This window comes from Sanguibacter sp. Leaf3 (assembly GCF_001425965.1).
Lineage (GTDB): Bacteria > Actinomycetota > Actinomycetes > Actinomycetales > Cellulomonadaceae > Sanguibacter > Sanguibacter inulinus.
The window spans coordinates 617,070-629,734 of record NZ_LMRH01000002.1 but is presented as its reverse complement, the minus strand read 5'-3'; the positions used below and the strand labels follow the sequence as shown (position 1 = coordinate 629,734).

Below are 12,665 nucleotides of genomic sequence, written 5' to 3'. Positions count from 1 at the left end.
CCATCACGCACCCCTGCCCTGGATCACCCGCACCGACCTCTCGAAGGAGCACCCATGTCGACGACGATCGAACCGCGCCTGCTCTCCATCTACCTCAACGACCACGTCACCGGGGCGACAGCCGGGCTGCAGCGCGTCCAGCGGATGGCGAGCGCCTACGACCGTCCCTCGCTCGCGGCGGCGCTGAGCCGCTTCGAGCAGGAGTTCACCGAAGAACGGCAGTGGCTGGTGCGCACCGCGGTCTCCCTCGGGGTGACGCGCAACAAGCCCAAGGCGCTGCTCGCCTCGGTCGCCGAGAAGGTCGGTCGGCTCAAGCTCAACGGCCGGGCTGTCGAGCAGTCGCCGCTGAGCCCGCTGCTCGAGCTCGAGATCCTGCGCGGAGCCGTGCTCGGCAAGCTGAGCGGCTGGCAGACGCTCGAGGCCCACGCCGCAGGGCTGGGCCTCTCCCCCGAGCAGGTGGACCACCTCCACCACCTCCAGCGCCAGGCTGTCGCGCAGAAGGACACCATCTCGGCGCTGCTGGAGGAGATCCGGCCCGAGGCCTTCTCAGGCTGACGGCCAGGCCCGGACGAGGTACCGGCCCGACAGCTCGTCCTGGTGAGAGCGCGGACGATCTCCGGCAGGAGCGTCGTCCAGGCTGCGGACCCGGCGGACCCGCACTAGCGTCGACCCATGAGCACCGACACCGTGAAAGCCTCGAAGTCAGCAAAGATCCTCTATCGCCCCTTCGGCCTCGTGAGCTCCATGGTCGGGGGACTCCTCGCCGGCCAGCTCTTCAAGCAGGTCTACAAGCGCGTCTCCCGCGCCGAGCACGACGAGTCGCCCGGCCCCCTCGCCTCGGAGTACCCGCTCAAGGAGCTGCTCGTCGCCTCCCTCATCCAGGGAGCCATCTACGCGGCGGTCAAGGCCCTCATCGACCGTGGTGGAGCACGTGCCTTCCAGCGCTGGACAGGTGAGTGGCCGGGCAAGTGACGCCCGACGGGTCACAGAGCGGCAGGTGACACTGACCCTCGGTCCGCGGCTAGAGAGCCCGGTCCGGGGGTCGCTCTGTTTCTCGAGCCTCGGACATCCCGACAGATCGAGCCAATCCCGTCTGGTGCGCACCGTCCAGCGGGCCATTGTGGCGAACATCACCTCGACTGGGCTCGAGGCTCCCCGCGTTCGACCGCGGCGGCGCGGTCTCACGTCGATGGGATGTTCCAGTCCCCGGAGCGAGGTGCGCGGGGCGCAACTGTCTCGCGGCTCTGCGGGCAGCTGCCGACACTGAGCTCTCTGGTCGAGCCGCCGTTGACCGGCTGCGCTCAGATCTCCTCGGGGTTGTCCCAGTCGTCCCCGGCGAGGATCGCACCCTTCTTGGCCTGCCGTTCTGCCTCGCGCAGCGACCTGGGTGCCTTGCTCGCGTCGCCGCCGGCGACGGTGTCACCCATGCCCGGCTGGTCCGAGTCGTAGTAACGGTCGTCACGTACGTCGGGGACCGGGGTCGCGCGCCGGCGCGGGGTGATCTTGGCCTTCTCGCCGGCGGCCTGACCCGTCGCCAGGTCCCCGTCCCGGCCTGTGCCCTCGGTCTGGTCGCTCTCCTGCTGTGCCCACGGTGAAGAGATCATGTGGTCCATCCCACCAAAATCTCGGCCCGAGCGCCAGAGGAAGAGGCCGTCCCCAGCACCTCCGCCCCGGTTCCTCACCCGTCCCTCACCCGTCATCGCAGGACGGAGCGACGAACCTAGGGCAGTCTTACGCCATGCAGATCTGGCCAGGACATCCCTACCCGCTCGGTGCGACCTTCGACGGCAGCGGGACCAACTTCGCGATCTTCTCCGAGGTCGCCGAGCGTATCGAGCTGTGCCTCTTCGACCCGTTGGGCGAGGAGACACGCATCGACCTCGTCGAGGTCGACTCCTTCGTGTGGCACGCGTACCTCCCCACAGTCCAGCCCGGGCAGCTCTACGGCTTCCGCGTGCACGGCCCGTACGAGCCCGAGAACGGCCTGCGGTGCAACCCGGCGAAGCTCCTGCTGGACCCCTACGCCAAGGCGATCGACGGCGAGGTGGACGGCGACCAGAGCCTCTTCTCCTACACCTTCGGCGACCCGGACTCCCGCAACGACGAGGACTCCGCCGCCCACACCATGAAGTCCGTGGTCATCAACCCGTTCTTCGACTGGGGCCACGACCGCCCGCCGAACCACGAGTACCACGAGAGCGTCATCTACGAGGCGCACGTCAAGGGCATGACGCAGAACCACCCGGCCGTCCCCGAGGAGCAGCGCGGCACGTACGCCGGCATGGCGCACCCCGCCGTCATCGCGCACCTCGTGGACCTGGGCGTGACAGCCGTCGAGCTCATGCCGGTCCACCAGTTCGTCAACGACTCGACCCTCGTCGAGAAGGGCCTGTCGAACTACTGGGGCTACAACACCATCGGGTTCTTCGCCCCGCACAACAAGTACTCGTCCTCGGGCACCGACGGCCAGCAGGTCCAGGAGTTCAAGCTCCTCGTCAAGGCCCTGCACGAGGCCAACATCGAGGTCATCCTCGACGTCGTCTACAACCACACCGCCGAGGGCAACCACCTGGGCCCCACGCTCAGCTTCCGCGGGATCGACAACCAGGCGTACTACCGCCTGGTCGACGAGGAGCAGCAGCACTACTTCGACACCACGGGCACCGGAAACTCGCTGCTCATGCGCCACCCGCACGTGCTCCAGCTCATCATGGACTCGCTGCGCTACTGGGTCACCGAGATGCACGTCGACGGCTTCCGCTTCGACCTCGCCTCGACCCTCGCCCGCCAGTTCCACGAGGTCGACAGGCTCTCAGCCTTCTTCGACCTCGTGCACCAGGACCCGATCGTCTCGCAGGTGAAGCTCATCGCGGAGCCGTGGGACCTCGGTGACGGCGGCTACCAGGTCGGCGGGTTCCCGTCGATGTGGAGCGAGTGGAACGGCAAGTACCGCGACACGGTCCGCGACTTCTGGCGCGGGGAGCCCTCGACGCTCGCGGAGTTCGCCAGCCGGATCACCGGCTCCTCGGACCTCTACGAGCACACCGGCCGCAAGCCGATCTCGTCGATCAACTTCGTCATCGCGCACGACGGCTTCACGCTCGCCGACCTCGTGTCGTACAACGAGAAGCACAACGACGCCAACGGCGAGGGCAACAACGACGGTGAGAGCCACAACTCGTCGTGGAACTGCGGCGTCGAGGGCCCCACGGACGACCCGGAGATCCTCTCGCTGCGTGCCCGCCAGCAGCGCAACATCCTCGCGACCCTCCTGCTCTCGCAGGGTGTGCCGATGATCGCGCACGGCGACGAGATCGGCCGGACCCAGCAGGGCAACAACAACGTCTACTGCCAGGACAACGAGCTGTCCTGGATGGACTGGGACCTCGACCCGGCCCGCGAAGACCTGCTGACCTTCGCCCAGCAGGTCGTCCACCTGCGCCTGCGCCACCCGGTCCTGCGTCGCCGCCGGTTCTTCTCCGGCGACGACAACTGGTCCGACGACCAGCTCGGCGACATCGCCTGGCTGAACATCGGTGGCGACCACATGCGCGACGAGGAGTGGAACGAGGGGTACGCCCGCTCGGTCGCGGTGTTCCTCAACGGCGAGGCGATCGGCGAGCCCGACGCACGCGGTGAGCGGATCGTCGACGACAGCTTCCTCATCCTCTTCAACGCCTACTCCGAAGAGCTCGAGTTCACAGTCCCGCCCGAGCACTTCGGGTCGGAGTGGTCGATCGTCTTCGACACCTCGCGCACCTCGACCGAGTCCGTCACCCCGGTGACCCAGGAGACGGCCATCGAGCCCGTCGACGGGCCGCACACCGCGACGGCCGGGTCGACCCTGTCTGTCAAGGGACGCAGCATCGTGCTGCTCACCCGGTCACCCCTCGGCGACTGACCTCGCGGTCACCGCGCTCCAGGCTCCACGAGGAGCGGGGTGACCACCTGAGGAACCCAGCAGCATCCACAGCACCGCGCTCGAAACCCGCCGGCGAGGCCCCGCACCTGCGGTGGCCTCGCCGGCAGACGTCTCTGCAGCCCCCTCCAGGACAAGGACCCACCATGACCGACGACGTCACCACCGAGGCCCGCACCGCAGGTCAGCGGGCCGCCGACCGCCGCTTCCCGGCACCCGGCAAGCCGTTGCCCGTCTCGACGTACCGCCTCCAGCTCGGTGCGGACCTCACCTTCGACGACGTCGCCGCCCGTCTGCCGTACTACGCAGACCTCGGCGTCACCCACCTGTACCTCTCCCCCATCTTGGCCGCGGCGCCCGGGTCGACGCACGGCTACGACGTGGTCGACCACACCCGGGTGAGCGACGTCCTCGGCGGGCGCGAGCGCCTCGAGGCCCTCGCCGAGCAGGCCCACGCCGTCGGCCTCGGCATGATCCTCGACATCGTCCCGAACCACATGGCCGTCCCGACGCCGGCGTGGCACAACCTGCCCCTGTGGTCGGTCCTGGCGCACGGCGCAGACTCGCCCTACGCCCGGTGGTTCGACGTCGACTGGTCCTCGGGTGACGGCTCCCTCCTCATGCCGGTGCTCGGCAGCCGCATCGGTGACGTCCTGGCCGGCGACGAGCTGAGCCTCGACGTCGCCGACGTCCCTGGTGTCGGTGAGCAGCAGACCGTCCTGCGGTACTACGACCACGTGTTCCCGGTCCGCCCGGGCACGGAGAGCCTGCCGCTCGCCGAGCTCGTCGACCGCCAGCACTACCGCCTCGCGCACTGGAAGGTCGGCGACGAAGAGCTCAACTACCGCCGGTTCTTCGACGTCGGGACGCTCGCGGCGATCCGGGTCGAGGACCCCGAGGTCTTCGACGAGTCCCACGCGCTGATCCTCGAGCTGCTCCGCGACGGCGTCATCGACGGGCTGCGCATCGACCACCCGGACGGTCTCGCGGACCCCTCGGGCTACCTGTCCAGGCTCGCCGAGGCGACGGGCGGCGCCTGGGTGGCCGTCGAGAAGATCCTCGCGGGCGAAGAAGAGGTCCCGCGCGACTGGGAGACCGTGGGGACCACCGGCTACGAGGGCCTCTGGCGGCTCCAGGCGACCTTCGTGGAGCCCTCGGGCGAGTCCCGCCTGGCGAGCCTCATGCACCGCGTGACCGGCGACGAGGGCGACGGCCTGGAGGCCCTCGTCGAGACCTCCAAACGTGAGGTCGTCGACGGCCCGCTCTATGCCGAGGTGCACCGCCTCACCGATCTCGCCGCGACGATCTGCCGTGACGACCTCCGCCTGCGCGACCACTCGTGGCGCGCGCTGCGCGAGTGCCTCGTCGAGCTCCTCGTCGCCTTCGACCGCTACCGCGCCTACGTGGTCCCGGGCGAGCAGCCCTCGCGCGACGCGCTGGCCGCGATGGACGAGGCCGCGAAGATCGCGCGCCGCCACGTCGGGGCCGACCGCGCCGAGACTCTCGACGTGCTCGTCGAGCTGCTGCTCGGCCGCGAGGTCGGCAGCGCCGGCCGCCGGCGCGAGCCGCGCCGCGACGAGCTCGCCGTGAGGTTCCAGCAGGTGTGCGGCGCCGTCATGGCCAAGGGCGTCGAGGACACCGCCTTCTACAGGTGGACCCACCTCGTGTCGCTGTGCGAGGTGGGTGGCGAGCCGAGCCGCTTCGCGCTGAGCGCCGACGAGCTCCACGCCTTCGCAGCGCGTGCCGCCGACCACTCCCCGGCCGCGATGACCACGGGGTCGACCCACGACACCAAGCGCAACGAGGACACCCGCGCCGCGACGAGCGTGCTCTCCGAGCACGCCGTGGAGTGGACCGAGACCGTGGGCCGGCTGCGGTCGGTCTCGGCCCGGGCACGCACGGCGCTCGTCGACGGCCGCACGGAGAACCTCGTGTGGCAGACGCTCGTGGGCACGTGGGCCGACGGGCCGATCTCCGTCGACCGCATCCAGGAGTACCTGCGCAAGGCTGTCCGCGAGGCCAAGACGCACACCACGTGGACAGCGCCCGACGAGGCCTACGAAGACGCCGTGCTCGGCTTCGCAGCCTGGGCCGTGACCGACGAGGCCGTGCTGGACATCGCCGCCGGGTGGGCCGCGACGGTCGCTCCGTCGGTCCGGGCCACCAGCCTGGGCATCAAGCTCGTCCAGCTGACCATGCCGGGTGTCGCCGACGTCTACCAGGGCACCGAGCTGTTCGTCCCGACCCTGGTGGACCCTGACAACCGTCGTCCCGTCGACGCCGCCGACCTGCACGAGCGCCTCGCCCGTCTCGACGCCGGCAGCCGCCCCCGCGACCTCGGCGAGGAGAAGCTGCTGGTCACCTCGGGCGCGCTGCGCACCCGGCGCAGGTTCCCCGACGCCTTCGTGGGCCCGGACTCGGGCTACAGGCCCGTCGCGGCGTCGTCGGGCAGCGCGCTCGCCTTCGCCCGCACGCAGGGTGACAGCCCGCGCATCGTGACGCTCGCGACGCGCGGCGCGGCGACCCTCGCCCGCCTCGGCGGGTGGCGGGACCACATGATCGCCCTGCCCGAGGGCCGCTGGCACGACGTGCTCAGCGGAGCCGTCGTCGACGGCGGCCACCAACCCGTCGCACCGCTGCTCGAGCAGCTGCCGGTCGCACTGTTCGTCCCCGAGGAGGATGCATGAGCACCAGGACCACCTTCGCCGTCTGGGCACCCGAGGCCGAGCGCGTCGACCTCGTGCGCGTGGCGCCCGACCGCCAGGACTTCTCGTCCGCCGACGAGGTCTCCCCCCTCGTGCCTGACCCTGCCCGGGGCTCGGGCTGGTGGTCGAGCACGGAGGGTGCCCACGACGGTGACCTCTACGGCTTCTCGGTCGACGGCAGTCCCGCCCGGCCCGACCCGCGGAGCATGCGGCAGCCCTTCGGCGTGCACGGCCCCAGCCAGGTCTTCGACGCGGCCGCCCACGTGTGGACGGACCAGTCGTGGGCGGGGCAGCAGGTCGGCGGGTCGGTCGTCTACGAGCTGCACCTGGGGACCTTCACCCCTGAGGGCACCCTCGACGCGGCGATCTCGCGGCTCGGCCACCTCGCCGAGCTGGGCGTCGACCTCGTCGAGCTCATGCCCGTCGCAGCCTTCGACGGTGCGCACGGGTGGGGCTACGACGGCGTGCACCTCTTCGCCGTCCACGAGCCCTACGGCGGTCCCGCCGCCCTCCAGCGCTTCGTCGACGCCTCGCACGCCGCCGGGATGGGTGTCGTGCTCGACGTCGTCTACAACCACCTGGGGCCGAGCGGGAACTACACGGCGACCTTCGGGCCGTACTTCACCGACGACCACTCGACCCCGTGGGGCGCGGGCCTGCACCTCGACGGCGACGGCTCGCACGAGGTGCGCCGCTGGGTGATCGACAACGCGCTGCGCTGGTTCCGCGACTTCCACCTCGACGGCCTCCGTCTGGACGCCGTGCACGCGCTCGTCGACGACTCGGAGCGGCACCTGCTGGCCGAGCTCTCCGACGAGACCGCGGCCCTGGCCCAGGCGCTCGGCCGACCGCTCGGGCTGATCGCGGAGTCCGACGAGAACGACCCGGCGACGGTCGCGCCGACGGGCGGTGCGGGTGCTGCGGGTGCTGACGGTGCCGACGGGACCGGGAGCGGCGCTGTCGCGACGCGGCCCAAGGGCATGACGGCGCAGTGGGCTGACGACGTCCACCACGCGATCCACGCGCTGCTCACGGGCGAGCGCCACGGGTACTACGTCGACTTCGGCTCCCCCGAGGTGCTGCGGACCACGCTGACCGAGGTGTTCCTGCACGCGGGCACCTTCTCGACCTTCCGCGGCGAGACGTGGGGCCACAAGGTCCCAGGCGACGTCGACGGTCACAGCTTCGTGGTGTTCTCGACCGACCACGACCAGGTCGGCAACAGGGCCCTCGGCGACAGGCCCGGTCGCCCTGCGCACCCCGGCACAGGAGAGGTCGACCTCGACCTGCTCGCCGCGTCGGCCGCGATCGTCCTCACCTCGGCGTACACGCCGATGCTGTTCATGGGTGAGGAGTGGGGTGCGACCACACCGTGGCAGTTCTTCACGGACTTCACCGACCCCGAGCTCGGCCGGCTGGTGACCGAGGGGCGGACCCGCGAGTTCTCAGGGCACGATTGGTCAGGGATCTACGGGGACGACGTATCGGTCCCTGACCCCCAGGACCGCGCGACCTTCGACGGCAGCAAGATCCGCTGGGACGAGACCACGGCCCCGGGCCACAGCGCGCTCCTCGAGTGGCACAGGGTCCTCATCGCGCTCCGTCGCTCCGAGCCGGACCTCGCATCCGGTGACAGGTCGCAGATCGAGGTGACCTGGGCCGGGACGGCCGCCGAGGACGGCACACCGGCTGTCCTCGCCCTGCGGCACGGCAGCGTGCTGACAGTGCTCAACCTCTCCGACGAGGAGCAGGAGCACGCGCTCGACGGTACGGGCGCAGGCGACGGGGTGGGCGCGTCATCAGCAGGACCGGAGGTCCTCGCAGGGTGGAAGGAGCCGGTGCTCACGGCAGGCTCGTTGCGACTCGCAGCCGGGGCCGTCGCCGTCGTCCGGGTCTGAGGCACCAGCACCGCAGCACGCAGCACGCAGCACGCAGCACGATCAGAGGCCGGCCCGGACGTCAGTCCAGGCCGGCCTCTCCCACGACACGAGGCACCACGACGAGGCACCTCGGTGCCCGCGTCTCCCAAGGTCGCACTCCCGACCCCAAGGTCGCCCTCCCGCACCGAGGTCGCATCTCCCGCGCCGAGGTCGCATCTCCCGGGCCGAGGTCGCATCTCCCGGGCCGAGGTCGCATCTCCTGCGCCGAGGTCGCCTCTCCTGCGCCGAGGTCGCACAGACACGCCAGATGGGAGCCTTCGGCCACGCCCGTTGGCGTGTCCGTACGACCTCGCGGTCAGACGTACGACCTGGTGGGGTGCGGGATGAGCGCGAAGCCTCGCTCAGGGGCTCAGGGGCTCAGGGGCTCAGGGGCTCAGGGGCTCAGGGGCTCAGGGCAGGAGCATCGACTTGATCGCGCGGCGCTCGTCCATCGCGGCGTAGGCCTCGGCGACCTCGGCGAGCGGGACCGTCAGGTCGAAGACGCGGCCCGGGTTGACGGTCCCCGCGTAGACGTCGGCCATGAGCTCGGGGATGTAGCCGCGCACCGGGGCCACGCCGCCGTTGACGCCGACGTTCGAGGAGAACATCTGGCGCACGGGGAGCTCAGGACCGCCCGCGGGGACACCGACGAAGCCGACCTTCCCGCCGGGGCGGGCGGAGTCGAGGGCCTGCTGCATCGACTCCTTGGTGCCGACGCACTCGAGCGCGCAGTCGACACCGACACCGTCGGTCAGCTCCATGAGCTCGGCGACACCGTCGGCCCCACGAGCAGCGATGATGTCGGTCGCACCGAACTCGCGGGCGACGACCTGGCGCGACTCGTGGCGCGACATGGCGATGATGCGCCCGGCGCCGAGCCGCTGCGCGGCGAGCACTGCCGAGAGGCCGACGGCCCCGTCTCCGATGACCGCTACGGTCGAGCCGACCTTGACCCCGGCGCTCACGGCCGCGTGGTGGCCCGTGCCGAAGACGTCGGCGAGGGCGAGGACGCTGGGCAGGAGCTCGTCCGAGGGGTGCTCAGGGGTCGCCACGAGCGTGCCGTCAGCCATCGGCACCCGGACGAACTCACCCTGACCGCCATCGGTCGGCAGGTCGTCCTGGTCGGTCGAGCCCCACCAGGCGAGGTTGGTGCACGAGGTGTGGACGCCGTTGCGGCAGTGCACGCAGGTGTTGTCGCAGATCGAGAAGGGCGCGACGACGAACTGCCCAGGACGGATCTGCGTGACCTGCGGCCCGACCTCTTCGACGACGCCCACGAACTCGTGACCGATCCGGCTCGGCTTCGTCACCTCGTTGACGCCGCGGTACTGCCACAGGTCCGAGCCGCAGACGCAGGACGCCACGACGCGGACGATCGCGTCGGTCGGGCGGAGGATCTGGGGGTCCGGGACAGTCTCCAGGCGGACGTCACGGGTGCCGTGGATGACGGTTGCTCGCATGGTTCGAGCCTCTCTGAGAGGTGTGGAAGGCCTCGCCGAGCCTAGACCTGCCACCTGTGCGGCGGCACGCCGAACGAGGCCTCGGACGGCAACGTCACACCGCGCCCGCCGACGTCACGCAGCCGCGTCGAGGACGGCCCGTCCGTCCTGCGCGAGCGACCCGAGGCGTGAGAGCGCACGCAGGTACTTCTTGCGGTAGCCGCCGTTGATCATCTGCTCGCTGAACAGGTCTTCGAGGCCTGTGCCGCCGAGCAGGACGGGGACGTCGCGGTCGTAGAGCCTGTCGACGAGCACCACGAAGCGCAGACCCTGCGACTGGTCCACGAGCGGGCGCACCGCTGTGAGACCGAGCAGCTGGACACCGTCGAGCATCGCGCCGTACCGGCTCGGGTGGACGTGGGAGAGGTGCGTCAGCAGGACGTCGAAGTCGTCGAGCATCGCTCCGGGCTGCCCGTCGACCGCCCGCTCCACGGCGTCGTCAGGCGTCGCGGTGCCGGTCGTCACGAGCGTGCGCTGGCGGTAGTCCTCACCGTCGACGCGCATCACCTCGAAGCGCGCGGAGAGCGCCTGGATCTCTCGCAAGAAGTCCTCGGCGGCGAACCGGCCCTCGCCGAGGGAGTCGGGCAGGGTGTTCGAGGTGGCCGCGAGCGCGACGCCGCGGTCTGCGAGCTCGCGGAGCAGGCGGGACATGAGGACGGTGTCGCCCGGGTCGTCGAGCTCGAACTCGTCGATGCACACGAGGGTCTTGGTCGCGAGGGCCTCGACGGTCTTGGCGAAGCCGAGCGCGCCGACGAGGTTGGTGTACTCGACGAAGGTGCCGTAGGCGCTCGCCCCGGCACCGACCGAGTGCGCGAGGGAGGTGAGCAGGTGCGTCTTGCCGACACCGAAGCCACCGTCGAGGTACACGGCGGGGGGCGTCTTGCGCGCCTTGAGCCGCTTGAAGAACCCGCCGCTGCTGCCGGTCAGCTGCGCGGCGACCTCTGTGAGCCTGTCGACGGTGGCCTGCTGGCTCGGGAAGGCGGGGTTCGCGCGGTAGGTCGCGAAGGACGCGTCGGCGAAGTGGCGCGGGGGGACGAGGTCTGCCAGGAGCCGGTCTGCGGGGACGCTCGGGTGGACGTCGCTGAGGTGTGGGGTGGTGACGGTCACGATCTCCGAGGGTACCGGGGAGACGGCTGGCGCGACGGGCCAGACGGAGGGCCCGCGACGTGGTGCGCAGCACAGTCGCAGACGGCGCCGGCCGCGCAGACGTCCTAGGCTGGACGGGTGAGCACACCTCCCCCCGCAGACGTCGCCCTCCCGTCCGCCCTCGCCGAGCTGGCCGAGGACTTCCTCGCCCTGCCCGCGGCCCAGCGTCTCGAGATGCTCGTCGAGATGGGCGCGAGCGTCGAGGACGTCCCCGAGCGCTACACCTCCGACCTCTCGACGATGGAGCGGGTCGTGGAGTGCCAGTCGCCCGTGTACGTCGCGGTCGAGGTGGAGGACCAGAGCCCCCACACCGTCACCCTGCACGTGGTGGCGCCCCAGGAGGCGCCGACCACGCGCGGGTTCGCCGGGGTCCTGTCCGAGGGGCTCGCGGGCTGCACCGCCGAGCAGGTGCTCGCCCTCCCCCACGACCTCCCGACGCGCCTGGGCCTGCACGACCTCGTGAGCCCGTTGCGCACAGCGGGTATGGCGTCGATGCAGGGCCGGGTCCAGCGCCAGGTGCTCGAGCGTCTCGAGGCTCTCGGCGTCGCCCCGGCACGCGAGCACCCCACGTCCGACGGCGGCACAGACGCGGGCACCGACGCTGGCGCCGAGCGTGCCTGACACCGGCTCCGGACGTCCGTCTCTCGACGTCCTCGTCGTCGACGGTCGTCCTGTCGAGTCCGCGCGCTGCGTCGAGCCCGACCCGGGTGAGGCCGAGCTCGCGACGCTGTACGCGCACCCTGACCCCGCAGACGGTCGACAGACCTGGGTCCGCGCCAACATGATCAGCACCCTCGACGGTGCCGCGACCGGGGCCGGTGGGGTCTCCGGCGGCATCAACGGCGACGCCGACTACCGCGTGTTCAGGGTCCTGCGGGCCCTCGCCGACGTGGTGCTCGTCGGTGCCGGGACCGTCCGCGCCGAGCGGTACACGCCGCTGTCTGTGCCCGGCGGCCTCGCCGACCTCCGGGCCACCTCAGGCCGCGCTCAGGCGATCGAGCTCGCGATCGTCACGCGCTCCGGCGACCTGCCCGCGCAGATCACCGACGTCGCGCAGCACCCGGCCGGGACCGTGCCGCCGATCGTCCTCACCACCTCGGCCGGAGCCGCACGACTCACCGGGTACCCCGCCGACAGGGTGGTCGTCACCGGGGAGGACTCCGTCGACCTGCAGGCCGCGCTCGACGCTCTCGCCGACCGCGGGCTGGTCCGGGTGCTCGCCGAAGGCGGGCCGTCGCTGCTCGGCGACCTGGCTGACAGCGATCACCTCGACGAGCTGTGCCTGACGACGAGCCCACTGGTCGTCGGCGGTCCCGCGCCGCGGATCGTCACCTCGGGCTCCTACCTCGGCAAGGGCGGTGCACCGGCCCGGCTCGTGCAGATCCTGCACTCTGGCGGGTCGCTGCTCGCGCGCTGGGCGCTCCGCGCAGATCCCGTCCCTGCTCACCCGGCCAGCGGGTCTGCGCACCGGTAGAGT

10 protein-coding genes are annotated in these 12,665 nt (G+C 71.1%); 7 read left to right on the top strand and 3 right to left on the bottom strand.

The genetic code is table 11. The features are described from left to right. Positions 1–54 precede the first annotated feature (54 nt). Entirely contained in the window at positions 55–555 is a 501-nt protein-coding gene (locus tag ASG53_RS10210) for a hypothetical protein (RefSeq protein ID WP_056132354.1), read from the top strand. A gap of 117 nt (positions 556–672) precedes the next feature. Beyond that, a complete protein-coding gene (locus tag ASG53_RS10205) occupies positions 673–972 on the top strand; it encodes a DUF4235 domain-containing protein (protein ID WP_056132351.1) in 300 nt (99 codons plus the stop codon). Between the two features lie 329 nt (positions 973–1,301). Here the strand turns inward: ASG53_RS10205 and ASG53_RS10200 are convergent, their stop codons facing one another. Next, positions 1,302–1,604 carry a hypothetical protein gene (locus tag ASG53_RS10200; protein WP_056132348.1) on the bottom strand — a complete coding sequence of 101 codons (303 nt, stop codon included), beginning with the start codon at positions 1,602–1,604 and terminating at the stop codon, positions 1,302–1,304. A gap of 134 nt (positions 1,605–1,738) precedes the next feature. Here ASG53_RS10200 and glgX point away from each other — a divergent pair, with 134 nt between their 5' ends. The 3 genes from glgX (at position 1,739) to treZ (ending at position 8,522) form a co-directional block, all read left to right on the top strand. Next, the gene (glgX, locus tag ASG53_RS10195; protein ID WP_056132345.1) at positions 1,739–3,901 is read left to right on the top strand and encodes a glycogen debranching protein GlgX; all 2,163 of its coding nucleotides are present in this window, start codon (positions 1,739–1,741) and stop codon (positions 3,899–3,901) included. A 164-nt stretch (positions 3,902–4,065) separates the two neighbouring features. Beyond that, positions 4,066–6,606: a malto-oligosyltrehalose synthase gene (gene treY / locus ASG53_RS10190; RefSeq protein WP_056132342.1), complete on the top strand. Its 2,541-nt coding sequence runs from the start codon at positions 4,066–4,068 to the stop codon at positions 6,604–6,606. Further along, entirely contained in the window at positions 6,603–8,522 is a 1,920-nt protein-coding gene (gene treZ, locus ASG53_RS10185) for a malto-oligosyltrehalose trehalohydrolase (protein ID WP_056132340.1), read from the top strand. The genes treY and treZ overlap by 4 nt, the downstream gene beginning before the upstream one ends. 431 nt (positions 8,523–8,953) lie before the next feature. On the opposite strand, the gene ASG53_RS10180 is transcribed toward treZ, so the two are convergent. Both ASG53_RS10180 and zapE read right to left on the bottom strand, forming a co-directional pair. After that, positions 8,954–10,003, bottom strand: coding sequence for a zinc-dependent alcohol dehydrogenase family protein (locus ASG53_RS10180; RefSeq protein ID WP_056132336.1), 1,050 nt, complete (start codon positions 10,001–10,003; stop codon positions 8,954–8,956). A gap of 114 nt (positions 10,004–10,117) precedes the next feature. Next, positions 10,118–11,149, bottom strand: coding sequence for a cell division protein ZapE (gene zapE / locus ASG53_RS10175; protein ID WP_235533897.1), 1,032 nt, complete (start codon positions 11,147–11,149; stop codon positions 10,118–10,120). A 117-nt stretch (positions 11,150–11,266) separates the two neighbouring features. On the opposite strand from zapE, the gene ASG53_RS10170 reads away from it, so the two are divergent. After that, a complete protein-coding gene (locus ASG53_RS10170) occupies positions 11,267–11,809 on the top strand; it encodes a SufE family protein (protein WP_082544047.1) in 543 nt (180 codons plus the stop codon). Next, positions 11,802–12,662, top strand: a complete 861-nt coding sequence (locus tag ASG53_RS10165) for a dihydrofolate reductase family protein (RefSeq protein WP_156382746.1) — start codon at positions 11,802–11,804, stop codon at positions 12,660–12,662. The genes ASG53_RS10170 and ASG53_RS10165 overlap by 8 nt, the downstream gene beginning before the upstream one ends. Positions 12,663–12,665: the final 3 nt, after the last annotated feature.

Excerpts from the sequence above, each read along its gene's own strand:
- ASG53_RS10210 (WP_056132354.1), top strand. The coding sequence starts at position 55 with ATGTCGACGACGATCGAACCGCGCCTGCTCTCCATCTACCTCAACGAC.
- ASG53_RS10205 (WP_056132351.1), top strand. The coding sequence starts at position 673 with ATGAGCACCGACACCGTGAAAGCCTCGAAGTCAGCAAAGATCCTCTAT.
- ASG53_RS10200 (WP_056132348.1), bottom strand. The coding sequence starts at position 1,604 with ATGATCTCTTCACCGTGGGCACAGCAGGAGAGCGACCAGACCGAGGGC.
- glgX (WP_056132345.1), top strand. The coding sequence starts at position 1,739 with ATGCAGATCTGGCCAGGACATCCCTACCCGCTCGGTGCGACCTTCGAC.
- treY (WP_056132342.1), top strand. The coding sequence starts at position 4,066 with ATGACCGACGACGTCACCACCGAGGCCCGCACCGCAGGTCAGCGGGCC.
- treZ (WP_056132340.1), top strand. The coding sequence starts at position 6,603 with ATGAGCACCAGGACCACCTTCGCCGTCTGGGCACCCGAGGCCGAGCGC.
- ASG53_RS10180 (WP_056132336.1), bottom strand. The coding sequence starts at position 10,003 with ATGCGAGCAACCGTCATCCACGGCACCCGTGACGTCCGCCTGGAGACT.